This is a genomic window from Actinomycetota bacterium (assembly GCA_040881665.1).
Classification (GTDB): Bacteria; Actinomycetota; UBA4738; order UBA4738; family HRBIN12; genus JBBDWR01.
This window is the reverse complement of record JBBECT010000005.1, coordinates 178,358-195,095: the sequence shown is the minus strand read 5'-3', so window position 1 is coordinate 195,095 and position 16,738 is coordinate 178,358. Positions and strand designations below refer to the sequence as shown.

The 16,738-nt window shown below is 69.3% G+C and carries 15 protein-coding genes; 7 read left to right on the top strand and 8 right to left on the bottom strand.

The features are described from left to right. Positions 1–39: 39 nt before the first annotated feature. Positions 40–636, top strand: coding sequence for an RNA polymerase sigma factor (locus tag WEF05_06630; protein ID MEX1101560.1), 597 nt, complete (start codon positions 40–42; stop codon positions 634–636). Beyond that, complete coding sequence (locus WEF05_06625) at positions 633–1,562, top strand: CU044_5270 family protein (protein ID MEX1101559.1); 930 nt, start codon at positions 633–635, stop codon at positions 1,560–1,562. Before WEF05_06630 ends, WEF05_06625 begins: the two co-directional genes overlap by 4 nt. Here the strand turns inward: WEF05_06625 and WEF05_06620 are convergent. The 8 genes from WEF05_06620 to WEF05_06585 all read right to left on the bottom strand — a co-directional run bounded on the left by WEF05_06620 (position 1,552) and on the right by WEF05_06585 (position 7,424). Beyond that, complete coding sequence (locus WEF05_06620) at positions 1,552–1,950, bottom strand: cupredoxin domain-containing protein (GenBank protein ID MEX1101558.1); 399 nt, start codon at positions 1,948–1,950, stop codon at positions 1,552–1,554. The genes WEF05_06625 and WEF05_06620 overlap by 11 nt on opposite strands. A gap of 151 nt (positions 1,951–2,101) precedes the next feature. Continuing rightward, positions 2,102–2,386, bottom strand: coding sequence for a hypothetical protein (locus tag WEF05_06615; GenBank protein ID MEX1101557.1), 285 nt, complete (start codon positions 2,384–2,386; stop codon positions 2,102–2,104). 103 nt (positions 2,387–2,489) lie between these two features. Further along, positions 2,490–2,714 (bottom strand): hypothetical protein, encoded by a 225-nt coding sequence (locus tag WEF05_06610; protein MEX1101556.1) that lies wholly within the window; start codon positions 2,712–2,714, stop codon positions 2,490–2,492. 118 nt (positions 2,715–2,832) lie between these two features. Continuing rightward, positions 2,833–3,672, bottom strand: a complete 840-nt coding sequence (locus WEF05_06605; GenBank protein ID MEX1101555.1) for a PAC2 family protein — start codon at positions 3,670–3,672, stop codon at positions 2,833–2,835. A 61-nt stretch (positions 3,673–3,733) separates the two neighbouring features. Next, positions 3,734–4,861, bottom strand: coding sequence for an aminotransferase class I/II-fold pyridoxal phosphate-dependent enzyme (locus WEF05_06600; GenBank protein ID MEX1101554.1), 1,128 nt, complete (start codon positions 4,859–4,861; stop codon positions 3,734–3,736). A gap of 7 nt (positions 4,862–4,868) precedes the next feature. Continuing rightward, a complete protein-coding gene (locus WEF05_06595) occupies positions 4,869–5,111 on the bottom strand; it encodes a hypothetical protein (GenBank protein ID MEX1101553.1) in 243 nt (80 codons plus the stop codon). Positions 5,112–5,143: 32 nt separating this feature from the next. Next, positions 5,144–6,451 carry an aminotransferase class III-fold pyridoxal phosphate-dependent enzyme gene (locus WEF05_06590; GenBank protein MEX1101552.1) on the bottom strand — a complete coding sequence of 436 codons (1,308 nt, stop codon included), beginning with the start codon at positions 6,449–6,451 and terminating at the stop codon, positions 5,144–5,146. 139 nt (positions 6,452–6,590) lie between these two features. Beyond that, complete coding sequence (locus WEF05_06585) at positions 6,591–7,424, bottom strand: hypothetical protein (GenBank protein ID MEX1101551.1); 834 nt, start codon at positions 7,422–7,424, stop codon at positions 6,591–6,593. A gap of 134 nt (positions 7,425–7,558) precedes the next feature. Between WEF05_06585 and WEF05_06580 the strand changes: the two genes are divergently transcribed. From WEF05_06580 to WEF05_06560, 5 genes are all read left to right on the top strand, one after another. Further along, on the top strand, positions 7,559–8,554 hold the full coding sequence (locus tag WEF05_06580) for an ornithine cyclodeaminase family protein (protein MEX1101550.1): 996 nt from the start codon (positions 7,559–7,561) through the stop codon (positions 8,552–8,554). Between the two features lie 335 nt (positions 8,555–8,889). Next, the gene (locus tag WEF05_06575) at positions 8,890–9,135 is read left to right on the top strand and encodes a DUF6504 family protein (protein ID MEX1101549.1); all 246 of its coding nucleotides are present in this window, start codon (positions 8,890–8,892) and stop codon (positions 9,133–9,135) included. A 247-nt stretch (positions 9,136–9,382) separates the two neighbouring features. Continuing rightward, positions 9,383–11,197 (top strand): hypothetical protein, encoded by a 1,815-nt coding sequence (locus WEF05_06570; protein ID MEX1101548.1) that lies wholly within the window; start codon positions 9,383–9,385, stop codon positions 11,195–11,197. Next, positions 11,164–13,440 carry a hypothetical protein gene (locus WEF05_06565; GenBank protein ID MEX1101547.1) on the top strand — a complete coding sequence of 759 codons (2,277 nt, stop codon included), beginning with the start codon at positions 11,164–11,166 and terminating at the stop codon, positions 13,438–13,440. Before WEF05_06570 ends, WEF05_06565 begins: the two co-directional genes overlap by 34 nt. 11 nt (positions 13,441–13,451) lie before the next feature. Continuing rightward, positions 13,452–16,733 (top strand): DNA polymerase III subunit alpha, encoded by a 3,282-nt coding sequence (locus WEF05_06560; GenBank protein MEX1101546.1) that lies wholly within the window; start codon positions 13,452–13,454, stop codon positions 16,731–16,733. Positions 16,734–16,738 lie beyond the last annotated feature (5 nt).

Genomic DNA, 16,738 nt, shown 5'->3' with positions numbered 1-16,738 from the left:
ACTATCTCCCGGACGCTGACTCGATGCAGGATGGCAAGCGTGGCACGGCGAAGCGACGCGGATCTGATCGCGGAGTCCCTTCAGGATCCCGCTCGCTTCTCCGCGGTGTTCGAGCGGCACTTCGTCTCCGTGCATCGCTACTTGTCTCGCCGTGCCGGGACGGATGTTGGAGATGAACTGGCCGCTGAGACGTTCGCGCAGGCTTTCGCCTCTCGCTCCGGATTCGACAGGGCGCGCACCGATGCACGTCCCTGGCTCTTTGGAATCGCGACGAATCTGCTCAGGCATCACCGCAGAGCGGAGCGTGCACAGCTGGATGCCTACTCGCGTCAGGCGGGTCGCGAGGAGAGGCGTGTCGAGCCCGCATTCGATGAGAGGGCAAGCATGGCATTGGCTGTGCCTCATGTGGCGAGAGCCCTCCGCTCGCTTCGTGTCGAGGACCGAGATGTGCTGTTGCTTGTCGGCTGGGTGGATCTCAGTTACGGGGAGACGTCAGAGGCCCTTGGGATTCCGATCGGAACGGTCCGATCACGGCTGCGGCGAGCCCGAGTCCAGATGCGCGAGGAGCTTGAGTCTGTCGCAGAGATCCGAGGTATCGGCGTGACGTGGGCTCCGGAAGAGGAGGGATCCCCATGAAGGCTCTAGACCTAGTTCGCCTGGTCGGCACCGATGTTCCCGAGGCAACACAGACTGCGCGAGGCCGCGCCGAGGCGCGACTGCTCGAGATGATCGAGGCGGAATCGAACGGAGGGGGGAAGCGTTCGCCGGAACGGCGTGGTCGAACGCTCGCTCGGCGAGCCCTGCTTCCTGTTGCGGCCGTCCTGGTGGCGACGCTGGTGGTTGTAGTCGTCCTTCCGCGAGGTGGTTCCCCGGCGTCGGCACAGCAGTTCCTACGCGACATGGGTGTCGTAACCGGCCAGCAGCCCTCCTCTGCGCTCGGCTCAAGCGAGTTCGTCTACACGCGCCAGTTGGAGGTATTCAGACAGGGGACGCGCGCCGAAGGGGAACAAGGGACGTCGGAACTGGTCGAACAGACTCGTGAGCAGTGGATCTCACCGAACGGGGCAGGACGGATCGTCGACGTCAACGGTGACGAAGGGTATCCGCGAGGCTATCTGACGTTCCTCGACCCTTCACAGTTGCCGACCGATCCGGTGGCCCTGGCGCAGACCCTCCGTGAGGAAGAGTCATTCGGGAAGGTGAACACCGATGCGCAACTCCTGAAAAAGGTCGGATCGCTTCTCGGCGGGACGCTGGCCCCTTCGGGTGTCCGCGAGGCGCTGTACGAAGTCGCTGCTCAGGTTCCTGGGATCCAGTTGATCCCCGATGTCATCGACCCTGCCGGACGAGAGGGGACGGCTGTAGTTCTGGACGACGGCGACGTGCGGGTGAGGCTCGTCATCGATCCATCGAACGCTCAGATGCTGTCGCGCTCCGAAAGCACTCGGAGTCCCGACTCGGGCGACCAGGTCCTCGACCACGAGATCACCTACCTCGCCGTGGGAGTCGTGGACTCGGTCGATGAGCGACCGCGAGGATCGGCTCCATCCGTCAGTTCGTAGTCAGGGTGCCTTCCATGCCGCCGTGGAGGGTGCAGGCGAACCCCGTCGCGGCATCGATCGCCGGGACCGTCACCGTGACGACGTCGCCCGGGGCGACGGCGCCCGTGCTCACGTCGAGGTCTTCGATCGTGAAGTCGTGAACGGAGTTGCCACCGTTCGTGAGTTCGATCGTGACCTCCTCGCCCGCCGGAACCGCGACTTCGGCCGGTGCGAACGTGTTGTCCTGCATCTCGATCCGTGCGGCGTCTCCGTCGGCGGGACCCTCTTGGATGTCTCCGGAGCGGGCGGCGCCGGAGCAGGCGGCCAGCGTCAGCGCGAGGGCGGCGACCGAGAGCACCAGCCATCGTGCCCGGGTGCGGGCGACGCCGGGGGATCGACGCGCGGGCATCCTTTTCTCCGTTTCGGTCGGGGGAGCGCCGAGTCCTCCCGGCGCGGCAGATCGATGGTCGCAGCGATCGCGACCGGCGCCAACCCCGAGCGCGGCGAGCGGGGATGCTCTCGACCAGATCCTGACTCTGGCGATCCTCCCCGAAGCTCCGTCAGGCCCGGTCACGGACGAAGAAGCGGGCTCCGGTCTCCAGCGGCTCGGCGTCCAGGACGGCGTCGGACAACGCGGGGGCAAGTTCCGGTGCGACGTAGACGTCGACGTTCTTCGCCTCGGTAGAGGCGTCTTCGATCCCGGGGCCCTCGACGGGTTGGAGTGAGATCGAGGTCTGGCCGTTCTCGGCGGGCTGGGGCGTCAGGCGGATCGCGTTCCCTTCGACCCCCTCGCTCGCGAGGATGTCGCGGAACACGGCCGCGGCGGTGTCGGTGACCTGCAGCATGAAGATCCCTCCTCAGGATCGGGTTCCGAGCCGATACCCGCGGCAACAGGGTCCGAAACCGCCGGCCGCCGTGCGACGTGCCCCATGGGCGGGTGTGACGCCCTCAGGCTGCGAGCAGGCCGATCCCCAAGGTGATCACGCCCACCGCGAGGGAGATCGCGCCGATCCACAGCAGGAGGATGAACCCGTTGGGTCGTTCGGCGCCCTTGGCCATCGACGAGAAGAAGAACCCCATCGGCATCAGGATCGCGGCGACCGGGATCGCCGACGATGCGAGCGCGCGGGGAAACCCGCTGAGCGTGGTCGCCTCGACGAACAGGAGCGCCACGAGCGACAGGAACAGGATCCCCGGCGAGCGAGCGTGCGCCGTCGGAGAGTTGCAAGGTTGTTTCCATCGTGGCCTCCCCCGTAGGTGCCGATCCCGATCGTCGGGAGCGTACTCCCGGTCAGCCGCCCTCGTTCTGCTGGAGGAACCGTTCGATCTCGGCCGCGATCTCGTCGCCCGACGGAACACGCTCCTCGTCGTCGGCGACCGTCTCGAGCTGGGCGACGTAGTCCTTCGTCTCGGGCCGGTCGGCGAGCAGTTCGTCGAGCCGGGAACGCTCGGAAGAGGCTTCGTCAGCGAGCTCGCCGAGGTCGATCGGCACGTCGAGGTGGGACGCGAGCTTGTCGAGCAGCGTGATCGTCGCCGCCGTGAACTCGCCCCCGATGTAGTGGGGAACCTGGGCGAAGAACCCGACCGTCGGGATCCCGCTCCCGGCGACCGTCATCTCGACCACCGAGAGCGCGGCGGCCGGAACCCGCAACAACCCCTCGGTCCGTTGCTCGCCGTCGGCGAGCAAGCCGTCCTGGGACTCGGTCGCGATCAGGCCGGTGGGGCGCGTGTGGGGGACGGCCTGCGGGATGGCCCCGATCGAGATCCACTGCGAGACGCCGAGACGCACGCAGAGCTCGAGGACCGCGTCGGCGATCGACCGCCAGCGGTAGTCGGGCTCGGCTCCGGCGAGCACGAGGATGTCACGCCCTGCGAGGGTGACCCGCCGCACGACCAGTTCCGGCCACGTGAGCTCGTGCAGTCGCCCGTCGACGATGTCGAGCACCGGCCGCCGGGAGCGGAAGTCGTAGAGAACGTCCGGATCGAACCGCGCGACGAACTCGCCCTCGCCCGCCAGATGCGCCGCCGCGGCGGTGGCCGCCCCTGCCGCGTCCACCCAGCCGTCGAAGGCCGCGATCAGCACGGGGGCCGCGAGCGGACGCTCGGAGGTGAGCTCGTAGAGAGGTGCCATGCGGCCCAGCTTAGTCGGGCCCGCGCGGAGCGCCGAGGCGTGCCCGCGATCGCGGGATCGTTCAGGCGCGAGCCTCGTCGAGCACCGTGTCGACGCGCGCCAGGCCCTCCATCGTGTGGTCGATGTCGTACCCGAAACCGAAACGGATCCCATCGCCGATCCCGAACACCTCGCCGGGAACGAGGAGCACGCTCTGGTCCTCGCGGATCCGGTCGATCAGCTCGCCGCTCGGGATCGGCAGGTCGTACTCGGCGTAGGCGATCGCTCCAGCCTTCGGTCGTGCGTACCGGAACACGTCGTCTCGGGCGAGTACCCACTCCTCGAGCCGCGGGAGCTGGCGTCGGATGATCCTCCGCGTTCGCGCTAGGATCGCATCGCGCTTGGAGGGCTCCATCGCGAGGGCGCACAGGCGGTCGCTCAGCATGCTCGGCGTGAGGGTCGTGTAGTCGTGGCGCACCCAGAAGTCGTGGACGAACGCCTCGGACCCGACGGCCCAGCCGATCCGCAGCCCGGGCATGCCGAAGGCCTTCGAGAGGCCGCCGGTGATCACGACCTTCTCGGTGCGGCCCCAGAAGGTCGGCGACACCTCGTCCGTGTCGACCTCGGCGCCGCGATAGATCTCGTCCGCGACGATCCAGGCGTCCACCCGCTCGGCGGCCGCGACGATCGCGTCCATCTCGGCCTCGGTCAGCACGTGCCCGGTGGGATTGTTCGGGTTGCAGACCATCACGACGCGCGTGGCGTCGGTGATCGAGGCCTGCAGTTGGTCGGCGTCGAGCTCCCAATGCCCGCCGTGGAGCCGGAGAGAGAACGTGTCGGTTCCGTCGCCGAACGCGCGTCCGAGCCCCCAGCCCTCCATGTAGTTCGGGACCATGAACGCCAACCGGGTTCCCGGTTCGAGCAGGGTCCAGCACGTGAGGAAGTTCGCCTCGGATCCTCCGTTCACGACCGTCACGTTCTCGGTCGTGGCGCCCGGGTACCACGCTGCGATCCGCTCCCGGGTCTCGGCCGATCCCTCGGACAGCGGGTAGCCGAGCGCCGTCGAGAGGAAGCCCTCCGACGAGAGCGCGGTGCCGTCGAGGAGCTCGTCGATGCGCAGCGGCTGGACACCCGACTCCGACAGGTCGTAGTCGACCTGATGCCAATAGAGCGACTGCATCCGCTCCATCTCGAACAGATCGATGTGCATGGGCGGATCAGTCCTGGTCGACCTCGAGGTCGCCGGCGCCGAGATCCTCGAAGAGGGCCCGCGCCTCGGCCTCGCGGTCGGCCGGCACCCACAGCTGGATCGCTCCGACCGGGTACATCTGGCCCAGCTCCTTCGCGATCACGGGGATGCCCTCGGCCTCGAGCCGGCTCTTGGCGACGTCGCCGAGGGGTTGCGTGGAAGCGTCGAAGACGTGGACGAAATCGGTGTCGGGTTCGTGTTCGTCACTCATGTGGGCATCCTCGCACGCCCGCCCGCCGGCCGTCAGCGGGTGAGCTCGGCGACCAGTTCGCCGTAGGCGCCGACGTAGCGGTCGATGTCTTGATCGGTGCCGGCGGCGCTGACGGTCGGACCGGCGCCGGCGATCGCCTCCCACACACCACGATTGGCCAGCCAGCGCCGGAACAGCTTCGTGAGCGTGGGGTCACCCATCGCGCGCGCGTCTTCCGCATCGCGGGGCATGCGCGGACCGAACGTGGTCCCGCTGCGCGCCCAGAGCCGGTGGACCGTCCACTCGAGCCCGGCATCGCGAACGACCTGCTCGATCCCGTCGGCGAGACGAGCGCCGAGAACCGCGGTGCGCTCGTAGGTATCCTCGGTGAGGATCTCGGTGAGCGCCGCCTTGGCGGCCGCCATCTGGAGCGGATTGCCGAAAAGCGTCCCGCCGGTCGCGAGGTCGTGTCGTTGCGGATCGAAGAGCTCCGCGAGCTCTGCGGTCATGCCGTAGGTGCCCATCGGGATGCCCGCGGCCACCGACTTGCCGGCCGTGACGATGTCGGGCTGCAGCGCCCACCTCTCGATGAGCCCTCCCGGGCCGGTCACGAGCGTGTGCGTCTCGTCGAAGCACAGCAGGGTGCCCGCATCACGTGTGAGTGAGCGAAGGGCGTCGTGGAACCCCGGTGCGGGAACGAGGAGACCGATCGTGTTCGTCAGCGCGGGTTCGGTGAGGACCAGCGCCACGTCTCCCGGTGCGAGCGCTCGCTCGAGCGCGTCCGGATCGTTCCAGGGGACGATCCGGACGCGATCGGGGTTGTGGCGGGGCAAGCCCTCCTGTTCGTTGACGACCCGGTCGCCCTCGAGCGTGACGAGAGCATCGTCGAAGTGCCCGTGGTACTTCCCATCGAACCACACGACCTTGTCGCGGCCGGTCGCCACGCGCGCGAGGCGGATCGCCTCGACGTTGGCCTGGGATGCAGACAGCGTGAACTGCCACTGGGGGAGCGGCCAGCGCCGGGCGAGCTCGGTCGCGACATCGATCGCGTCGGGGGAGGGGAGCAGGAACTGGACGCCCTTCGCCACCCGGTCGGACACCGCCCGGACGATGGGCTCGGGCGCATAACCGCAGAACATGCTCATGTCGGCGACGTTGAAGTCCACGTACTCGTGCCCGTCGACATCGCGGAACCGGCTGCCGCGGCCTTCGGCGACGTAGATCGGCGGGTCGTTGTCGGTCGCGTGCCACGACATCGGCACGCCGTTCGGCATCACGGCGCGACCCAGCCCGAGCAGGCGCATCGTCTCCGGGCGCTCGGCGACGTACCGCGCGTCCTCTTCGCTAAGGAGCTTCTCCACGCGCTGAGGATCGATGCCTGAGAACGATGTCATGCGCCGATGTTCCCGGTCCGCGCGAGGACCGTCAAGGATCAGACCGGGAATGAAGAACGGCCCCGGGATGTTGACCCCGGGGCCGTTCGATGCGACGGCGTCGTTCTCAGACGGCGCTCGAACGCATGTCGTTCTGCAGGGTTGCCACGTCCAGGTTCTCCTTGCGCACGCGCAGATCGAGGTACATCACGATCAGCACGAGAGCGGTGAACGGCAGGACGATGATCTGTGCGACCGAAGCTCCCAGCCCGGCGAGGAACCAGTTGTCGCCGAAGATCGCGGTGATGATGCCTGTGACGATCCCGGCGAGGATGTAGGTCACGATCAGGATGCCGAAGACCTGCCATCCGTACCCTTTCGTGAGGTTCCACGAACGGGACATGGCTTCGGTCCCTCGCTTGTTCTCCACGACGAGGGCCTGCACCGTTACCGAGAGCTTCACCCAGATGTAGATCCCCGGGATGATCAGCAGGATGAATCCGCCGAGGGTCGCGAGCCCGACGAGGATGCTGATCCAGATGATCGGACCGAGTCTGGCGAGTCCGAACTTGTAGACAGCCTCGGTCGAGATCGACTCGCCGATCGCTGTTCCCGCCGCGGCGCGCGCGATCGCTCCGTTCAGGATCGACTGAACGATGACTCCGATCAGGACCGAAACGCCCAGAACGGCCCACCATTCGCCCCATCCTGTCGTGGTGATCGTGCCGGACTCCAGATCCAGAACGGCGTCCTTGACCAGCACTTCGTTCGTGAGGAAGTACTGGAGCAGCGTCAGGGGGATCACGACGATCGCAACCAGTCCGATCAGCTTCGTGAAGTTCTCCTTGTACAGCTCGAACGCCGCGCTGAAGATCTCCCCGAAAGTACGGCTGGGGATCCCTCCCGAGCCCGGCGCCGCGCCGCCACCAGGTGGTGGCGGCGGAGGTGGCGGTGTGGCCATACGACCTCCCTCTTTCCATCCGCTCGGATGGGCCCGCTCCGGACCCGGTCATTCGTTCCGAACCCTAGACCCGCTGCTGGGACGTTTCCAGCACCGTCGCCGCTGGTGGCAACCGCTGGGCTAGGCTGCAGCGGATGCCGCGCGAGGTGCTTCTGTTGCGCCGTGAGGAGGTCGGTCGGGTCCTCGACATGGCTTCGTGCATCGATGCGGTCGAGGCCGCGTTCGCCGCGTATTCGCAGGGCCGGGCCGAGCTCCCCTCGGTGATCCACCTGGACGTTCCCGAGCATCAGGGAGAGATCCACGTCAAGGCCGGGCACCTGCACGGCGTTCCCCACTATGCGGTGAAGGTCGCCTCCGGGTTCTATGAAGCCGACCTTCCCGCGATCGACGGGCTGGTCCTGGTCTTCGATGCGACGACGGGGGCCCCCGAAGCGTTCCTGCTCGACGACGGGTTGATCACCGACGTCCGCACCGGTGCCGCGGGTGGAGTCGCCGCCCGGTACCTCGCGCCGTCGACCGTGGGCCGGGTCGCGATCGCGGGTACCGGACAGCAGGCGCGCCAGCAGCTCGAGGCACTCGCCTGCGTTCGCCCCGGATTCGGATCGGTCGCCGTCTGGGGACGGAACCCGGAGCGGGTGCAGTCCTGCGTCGAGGACCTGCGGGTTCGTTCCTGGCTCCCGGAGGGATGTCTCGTCGAGGGCGCGGAGACGGTGCAGGCGGCACTCGAGGGTGCGGACGTGGTCCTGACATGCACCGCGAGCAGGGAACCTCTGGTCCGCGCGGAGTGGCTGGCCCCCAGCGTGCACGTGACGGCGATCGGGTCGGATGGCGCCGACAAGCAGGAGTTGGATGTCGGGGTGCTCGGTGGCGCCGACCTCGTCGTCGTCGACGGCCGCACCCAGGCGACCGCGATAGGGGAGCTGCATCACGCGGTGAACGCGGGCCGGCTGTTGCCCGAGGACACCGTCGAGCTCGGTGAGATCGTGGCGGGGGAACGCGTGGGCCGCACCGACGATCACCAGCGCACGGTCTGCGACCTCACCGGGATCGGCGTCCAGGACGTCGCCGCAGCGGCCGTGGTGCTCGAACGTGCTCGATCGCTCGGACTCGGCGAGACGCTTCGGCTCTGAGTCGAGTGGCTCGACCGGAGCGTCAAGGGCCTGACAGTCCGGTCCCAGGGGTTGTCGGAAGGGGTCTCACCATGTGAGACGGCGTCTCGATAGATGGACCCTCGAGAGGACCTTCCCGGCCTCAGGGCTGTCAGGCAGCCGACCCGCCCCCGTGTCCGTCTTGACGTGTGTCACACCCCCGGCGTACCGTGACTCCCCTCACATCGAACACATGTTCGAGCGGCGGGATCCGCCCGCCCGGTCCGAGGCTTCCGGGGAAGGGGTCACGGACCGGGCCGGCGACCCTCGCCGCGGGACTCCCTCGAGAGGAGCATCGCGCGACGAGGCAGGCCGAGATGTCGAAGCGGTACGACGAACAGGTTCTGGTCGAGCGCGATGCGGGCATGCCCTCGGTCTTCGTCTGGCGCGACCGGCGCTACGAGGTGATCGACGTGATCGGCCGCTGGCGGATCGAGGGCCGCTGGTGGGACGACGGTCGCGATCGCGAGTACTGGCGTGTCGAGGCACGCGGTGGCGCCGTCTGGGATCTCTACCACGATCGTGCCCACGACCGGTGGCACATGGAGCGCCTCTGGGACTGAGCTCGCGGTTTCGTTGAGGTGCCCCTCACCCCGTGGAACAATCCGAACGTCCGCGGCCCGCGCGGGCGCGGGGATGAGAGGGCCCACGGTCTTGCCACGCTTCCAGGGGCACGTACAGGTGCGCGCACGGGTGCGGGCGCCTGGCGTGCCGGCGCCGGCGCCAGCGCCAGCGCCCGACGACGTCCCGCCGGCGTCACGGCGCGATCGCCCGTCCTCCGGCAGCGCGCGTACCGTTCTGATCGTCGCGTTGCCGGCGCTCGCGGTCGCCGTGCTGTTCCTCGCGCCCTATCTGCTGCACGACCACGTCGTTCCCGTGGGCAGTGACACCGCGCAGGGGATCTGGCGAGCACGGGTCGTGACCGAGCTGGGGTTGGACGGGCTCCCACCCTCGGGGCCGGCTCTGCTCGATGCCAGCACCGAACGTCCGGGGTTGCCCGTCACGATGGCGCTGCTGCATGCGGCGACCGGGCTCGATCCGTTCGAGCAGTCGTTCGTGCTCCCCGCCGTCGTCGCGGCCGCGATCGCGCTCGCAGCCGGAGCGCTGGCCGTCGCCGCGTTCAGCGAGCCACGGTGGTCCTTCCCCGTGTACGCGCTGCTCGTCGGCGCCTCGCTCAACGTGGAGCTGATGGCGGCCGGCTACTTCGACAACCTCTTCGCGGCGACGGCCGTCCTCGCCGCATGCCTCACTGTGCTCCTCGCCGTCGACGGGAGGCGGGGGATCGTCCTGTCGATCGTGCTCTTGGGGGGCGCGGTGCTGTTCCATTGGATGTTCGCGATGCTGTTCGCGGGCCTGCTCGCGCTGCTGTGGATCGGGCTGCTGCCTTCGAGCCTCCGCTCCCGGAGCGCGGGAACCGGAGCGCTCGGCACGCCGGCTGGACGGCTCGCAGCGATCCTGGGTGGCGCCGCGCTGGTGGGTGGGGCCGGACTCGTGGCGGCGCCGAACGCCCTGACGCTGTCGTCCGGGCCGCCGCGGTCGGAGGTCCTCGACAAGCTCGGCCGCCTGCTTCCGGTGGGTGCGTTCGTTCCCGCGGGGATCATGGCGGCGGTCGGCGGGTGGTTCCTCGAAGGCACGTCGCGCCGGCGGTGGGGGCGGGTGTTGCTCGTGCTGTGGACCGCGTCGGCCGTGGTGGCGGGGATCGCGGTCGTGCTCGGCGTGCGGGTTCCGGCGCATCGGATCGCCGCGTTCGCGCTCGGATTCCCGGTCCTGGTGGCCGCGGGCGTCGTCGGACTCGGGCGCCTGGGCGCCTGCAGGTTCGGCTCATCGCGGCGCCGAGGGCTCGGCGTCGCGGCCGCCGCCGTCATGGTGGCGGCGGGGATGGCCCTCACCGCGGCGTCGTGGTCCGCGCGACCTCCGTTCGTGAACGCCGTGCGGCTCGCACAGGTCGAGGAGATCGCTCGGATCGTCGATGGTGTCGAGCCGGGAACGCCCGTTGTCGTGGTGGCGGACGCGCCGTCGCTCCCGGGCTACGGCGCGACGCCGGCGATCCGGAGGATCCGCGCCGTGCTGGATCCGTCGAGGGTCGGTGACGTCCACGCGTTCCTCGGCGAACCGGACGACCTGCTCGCGGGACGTCCCACGGTGCGCATCGGGGACCCGGCGTTCACGAAGGCCTCCCGGGAGTTGTGGGCGGCGACCGGTCCGGCGATCGCGGCCGCTCCGGTGATCGTGCTCTCGCGCCTGTACTACAAGGACTTCGATGCGACCGCACTCGCGCATCCCGAGGCCGCGGTCGGTGACGGGCTGCTCGTGCTCGGCTCGCCGCTCCCGCCGGCAGCCATCACCGCGCGTTCCGCCCCGTCGGTTGCGTTCCTGGCGTTCGCAACACTCGGTTTGGCGCTGGTGATCGGGATCGCGGGGATCGGATGGAGCTGGACCCTGCTCGCGGCTCGCGCCGCGGACCGGATCGCGCTCGCGCCGGCGGTCGGACTCGCCGTCCTCGCGATCTCGGGGCTCGTGGCGGATCGGGTCGGTATCGCGATCGGGTCCGTCGGCGGTATCGCGATCGTCGTGGTCGCCGCGGTCGCGGGGTGGGTCCCGCTCGTCGGAAGGCGGTTGCGGTAAACGCGATCGCGATCCTGCTGGTCGTCGTCCTGGTCGCGGTTCCGGGGTTCGGGATCTCCCTCGCGTTCGCGGGCCCGTCGGCTCTGCCGCTGCTGTCGCGGATCGCCCTCGCCCTGCCGCTCGGTTTCTGTCTCGTCGGGATGGTCAGTCTCCTGCTGGCGATCGTCGGGATGCATCGCCCGGCCCTGCTCGCACCGATCCTGCTTGCACTCGCGGTGGGGGCGTGGGCGTTCGGACTCCGGCGGCACGGCCTCAAGGCGTTCAGCTCGGCGTGGCGCGCGGAACTAACTCGGTTGCGGTGGACCTACCTGGTGCTCGGCGTGCTCGTCGTCGGGTTCGCGATCGTCCGCTCGACCTACGGTCCAGAGGGCCAGGTCGCCCCGACGGCCTTGCGGTATTGGGCGGACGGCCTCGAGATCGCCGACGCGCACGGGATCCCCGAACAGACCCTGCACTGGAACGCGCTCGTGCCGCCGACGGTGAGCAAGGTCGTGCTCAACAGCTTCCACGCCACGGTCAGTCTCGTCCTCGGTCGCGATCCGCTCCGCGCGCTTTCTACGATGCTCGCGGTCGTCTCGGTCGGGTTGTTCGTCGCGCTGTTCGCCGTCGCGCGCAAGCTCGGTCTCCGTCGCACCGCGGGGCTCGTCGCGGTGTTCTTGCTCGGGAACCTGCTGATCGGTGGCTCGGACCTGACCGCGGACCTGAACCACTACCACGCCGAGAACTGGGGACGGCTCGTCGTGCTCGGTGGGGTCCTGCTCGCCGTCCGCGCGATGCGATCGGAGGTCCGGGCGTGGCACCTGAGCGAGTCAGCGGCCGCCGCCCGGCCGTTGCGGGAGGAGCGCAGCGGCGAACACCGGACCGCCGCGCGCAACGCCGCCGTCGCCGGGGTGATGTTCGGCGTCGCGGCGGGAACCCACCTCGTCGCGTTCGCCGTGGGCGCGCTGTTCCTCGTCTGCTACGGCATCGCCGTCGCGATGGCGGACCCGGGGTTCCGCCGGCGTCCGCTGAGGATCGGCGCGACGCTGTTCGCGTGTGCCGTGGTGATCGGTGTGCTCGTGCTGTTCCTCCCGCGCGGCGACATCGGGTTCCAGGGCGCGGCGGGGCGCGAGGTCTACGCGTCGGCGCTGGAGCAGATCGAGCTGCCCTCCCGCTTCGATCCCACGCTGTACCTGGCGACGGGGGAGTTGGAACAACCGGAGCACGAGCCGGTCCTCGGGTTCTACGACCCGCCGGGTGACGAGTACGGATTGCTCGTGTCCGCGATGCTCGGGCTGCCGAATGTTCCTGCGCACGGCGCGGCCCTCATGATCGGGCCGGGGCTGTTGCTCGCCGCCGCCGTGCTCATGGTCTTCGGGACCCGGATCCTTCGTGCGCTCGCGGTGGCGAGCTTGCTCCTGGCGGCGGGACTGCTCACCACCGGACTGCTGTTCCTGTGGCGCTACGATCTGTATGCGCTCGCCCATTTCGGCAAACGCCGTTTGTTCGACTACGCGGCGATCCCGATGGTCCTGATGTTCGCCGGAACGTTCGAGCTCGGCTTCGCACGCTTGCAGGAACGCTGGGCTTCCCGGCCACGGTTCGTCCCGGCGATGGCGGCGGCGGTGACCGTCGTCGTTGCGGCGGTCGTGCTGCCGTCGGCGGTCGAGGCCGATCGTCCCGGCGACGCGACGTCGATCGAAGGCCTCTCCTGGATACGGGAGAACACATCGTGCGACGGACGGATCCTGGCCGACCGCCGCACCCTCGCGACCTTCGAGACGATGACGGGCCGCGCGGCGGTGCTCGAGGGGATGGGTCCGCATGTACGGCCGGGGCTGCTCGCGATCGCGGTCCAGGAGATGCTGCAGGCGCGACAGTTCCTGCTCTATCCGCGACTGCATGAGGAGTACCTGCGCAGCCGCGGGATCGAGACGGTGGTCGTCACGCAGAATGCGAACCGGCTCGGCGGCTGGTACAAGGTCGCGCCGGAGGTGCGGCCCCCGCGTTTCCCGATCGATGCGCAGACCACGTCCGGGTCGGGCATCTCCCCGGCCTTCGAGGGCCTGCTGCAGACCCCGTTCCTGGAGCTGGTGCACTCGACGCCGTCGCTGGCGGTGTTCCGCGTGGAAGACTTCGATCCGTCGACCGTTCCGGGACCCGACGCCGGATCCCTGCCCGGCTTCGCGTGCGAGGAGGGGACCCAAGCGCTCGCGGACCGTCCCGGGAAACAGCCTCTCGACAGGGACACGCTCTCCGCCTAAGCTTCGAACGTATGTTCGATACCTTCCGCACCGATCCCTCATTCGTGCACCTTGACGTGCGCTCCTTCTTCTCTTTGAAAGAGGGGGCGTTCTCTCCCGAGCAGCTCGTCCGGGCCGCCGCCGGGCTGGGGATGCCGGCGGTGGCCCTCACGGACCGGGACGGGCTCTACGGAGCGGCCCGTTTCGTGGCCGCGTGTGAGCGTGAGGGGGTTCGGCCGATCCTCGGGGCATCGTTCACGCTGGCGGACTCGACAGGAGCTCCCGGACGGAGCGCCGGGTCGCTCGTGTTGCTGGCGACCGACGACACCGGGTACGCGAACCTGTGCCGGCTCGTGACCGACGCGCACATGACCGGGGAGCGTGGTGCCCCGTCCTTGGAGCCTGCACAGCTCTGCGCCCACGCAGGAGGTCTGCTCGCTCTCGCCGGTCCCGCCTCTCCTGCCGGCCGTTTCGCGATCGCCGGCCGCTCCGGGGCGGCGCGACGGTGGCTCGATCCGTTGCGTGAGGCGTTCGGTCGCGAGCGGCTGTTCGTCGGGATCGAGCACCGGCTCGAGCGCGGGTCCGACACCGAGATCCGTACGTTGCTGCAGCTCGCCGAGACGGCCGGGGTGCGAGCGGTCGCGACGAACCCGGTGCGCTACCTCACGGCGGAGGACGCGTTCCTGACCGATGTACTCGAGTGCATGCGCGAGATCGTGCCGCTGGCCGCGCACCACGTCTCGCGCCGCAACGCCGAGGGTTGGTTGAAGCCGGCCGCGGTGATGTGCGAGCTGTTCGCACAGCGCCCCGATCTCTGTGATGCGACGCTCGAGATCTCCGAGCGGTGCCGGTTCGATCTCGGGCTGCGGCGTCTGCACTTCCCGTCGTTCCCGGTCCCGGCCGGGGGCAGCGCCGACGCGATCCTCGCCGAGCGGTGCCACCGAGGGTTCGACGACCGCGGCGTTCCCCGCACCCGAGAGGCCACCGACCGACTCGCGCACGAGCTGTCGATGATCCGCCGGATGGGCTACGCGTCGTATTTCCTCACGGTCGCCGATATCGTCGCGGACGTTCGTGCGATGGGGATCGGATGCGCGTGCAGGGGATCGGCAGCGGGCTCGTTCGTCTGTTACCTGCTGCGGATCTCCGACGTCGACGCGTTGCGGCACGACCTCGTGTTCGAACGGTTCCTGAACCCGCTGCGCGACGAGCTGCCCGACGTCGACATCGACGTCGAGTCCGCTCGCCGCGGGGACGTCTACGACATGGTGCTCGCGCGCCACGGCGAGGAGCGCACCGCGTGTGTCGCGATGATCGACACCTATCGCGCTCGGTCGGCGCTGCGCGAGGTCGGCAAGGCGCTCGGGCTGCCGGAGGTCGAGGTCGGCACGATCGCGAAGGCGTTCCCGCACATCTCGGCACGGAACCTGTCCCGCGCGATCGCCGAGCTCCCCGAGCTCGTGGGGGAGAACGTGAAGGTGCCGCAGCTCGAGCTGCTGTTCCGCGTCGCGGAGCGGCTCGACGGGTTCCCGCGCCACATCGCGTTGCACCCGTGCGGGATCGTGCTGTCCGACGACGCGCTGATGGACCGGGTGCCGATCGAGCGGAGCTTCCGGGGCTATCGGACCGTGCAGGCCGACAAGGACGACGTCGAGCTGCTCGGCTACCTCAAGCTCGACGTGCTCGGTGTACGGATGCTCTCGTCGATGCGGCATGCCCTCGGGGAGATCGCACGCACCGAGGGGGTCAAGGTCGATCTCGACGAGATCCCGTACGACGACGAGGCGACCTTCGAGCTGATCCGCGCCTCGGACACGATCGGGTGCTTCCAGATCGAGAGCCCGGGCCAGCGCGAGCTGTTGCAGCGGTTGCAGCCGATCGTGTTCGACGACCTGATCGTCGACATCTCGCTGTTCCGTCCCGGCCCGGTGAAGTCGGACATGATCCGGCCGTTCCTGCGCCGGCGGCATGGGGAGGAGCCGCCTCGCTACGACCATCCTTCGCTCGAGCCGGCGCTCTGCGAAACCTGGGGGGTGATCGTCTACCACGAGCAGGTGATGCGCACGATCGCAGCTCTCGCGGGCTACGACCTGTCCGAGGCCGATCGGATCCGCCGCCAGCTCGGCGTCGAGGAGTTGCTCCCGGTGCTGGGGGAGGAGTTCCTCGCGCGGACCGACGCTCGCGGTATCGACCGTGCGGTGGCCGAGCGGGTCTGGGACGACCTCAGTCAGTTCGCGAGCTTCGGGTTCTGCAAGGCGCACGCGGCGGCGTTCGCGGTGCCGACCTACCGCAGCTCGTGGCTGAAGGCGCACTACCCGGCGCACCTGCTCGCCGGGATCCTCACCCACGACCCGGGGATGTACCCGCGCCGGCTGATCGTCGAGGATGCCCGCCAGCGCGGGATCGAGATCCTGCCCTTGGATGTGAACGTTTCCGAGCCCGACTACGTGGTCGAGGAGGTGGGTACCACGCCCGGGCGGCGGTGGGGGATCCGGCTCGCGCTCCAGGATGTCCACGGGATCTCCGAGGCCGAGATCGGCTCGATCATGGCGGCGCGGGTCGATCGTGCGTTCCGCGACGTCCCCGACTTCCTGCGGCGCACCTCCGTCGCTCGGCCGATCGTCGAGGCGATCGCACACGCGGGCGGGTTCGACGCCCTGCGGGTCGAGACGGGGACGCGCCGCAACCGCTTGTTCGAGGCGATCACCACGCCGGCCGAACGCGAGGGCGATCAGCTCGATCTGTTCTCGGCGGGGCACGCAGCCCTCGCGGGCGAGGCGCCGCTGCGCGACTACACCGACGCCGAGGTCGTCCGTGCCGAGCTCGAGGTGCTCGGGGTCGACGCGACCCGCCACCTGATGAGCTTCTACGAACCGCTGCTGATCGATCTCGGAGCCGTCCGCGCCGCCGACCTGTGGAAACGTCGTGGAGGCCGGATGCTCGTCGCGGGGGTGAAGGTCGCCTCGCAGACCCCCGCGGTGCGCAGCGGGCAACGGATCATCTTCCTCACGCTCGACGACGCGACCGGACCGGTGGACATCACGGTGTTCGAGTCGGTGCAACCGAAGGTCGCCCGGACCGTGTTCCACGGCTCCCTGCTCGCCGTCTGGGGTCAGCTCCGGCGATCCGGTGTGAAGGGCGTCAGTATCATCGCCGAAGAGGTGTGGGACCTCACCGATCTGGCCCGCGCCCGCGGGGAGGGACGCCTCGAGGAGGCGATCCGCTCCCCGCGGCGCACCGGCACGACCACGACCGGATCACCGGGGCCGAGCCTTTCACGCCTGCGGCACGCGAGCGGGGGATCGGCCGGGTGATCGCG

Bases quoted from the DNA above. Each gene is read 5' to 3' on its own strand.
- WEF05_06560 (MEX1101546.1), top strand. From the start codon at position 13,452: ATGTTCGATACCTTCCGCACCGATCCCTCATTCGTGCACCTTGACGTG.
- WEF05_06615 (MEX1101557.1), bottom strand. From the start codon at position 2,386: ATGCTGCAGGTCACCGACACCGCCGCGGCCGTGTTCCGCGACATCCTC.
- WEF05_06625 (MEX1101559.1), top strand. From the start codon at position 633: ATGAAGGCTCTAGACCTAGTTCGCCTGGTCGGCACCGATGTTCCCGAG.
- WEF05_06595 (MEX1101553.1), bottom strand. From the start codon at position 5,111: ATGAGTGACGAACACGAACCCGACACCGATTTCGTCCACGTCTTCGAC.
- WEF05_06605 (MEX1101555.1), bottom strand. From the start codon at position 3,672: ATGGCACCTCTCTACGAGCTCACCTCCGAGCGTCCGCTCGCGGCCCCC.
- WEF05_06575 (MEX1101549.1), top strand. From the start codon at position 8,890: ATGTCGAAGCGGTACGACGAACAGGTTCTGGTCGAGCGCGATGCGGGC.
- WEF05_06585 (MEX1101551.1), bottom strand. From the start codon at position 7,424: ATGGCCACACCGCCACCTCCGCCGCCACCACCTGGTGGCGGCGCGGCG.
- WEF05_06620 (MEX1101558.1), bottom strand. From the start codon at position 1,950: ATGCCCGCGCGTCGATCCCCCGGCGTCGCCCGCACCCGGGCACGATGG.
- WEF05_06580 (MEX1101550.1), top strand. From the start codon at position 7,559: ATGCCGCGCGAGGTGCTTCTGTTGCGCCGTGAGGAGGTCGGTCGGGTC.
- WEF05_06600 (MEX1101554.1), bottom strand. From the start codon at position 4,861: ATGCACATCGATCTGTTCGAGATGGAGCGGATGCAGTCGCTCTATTGG.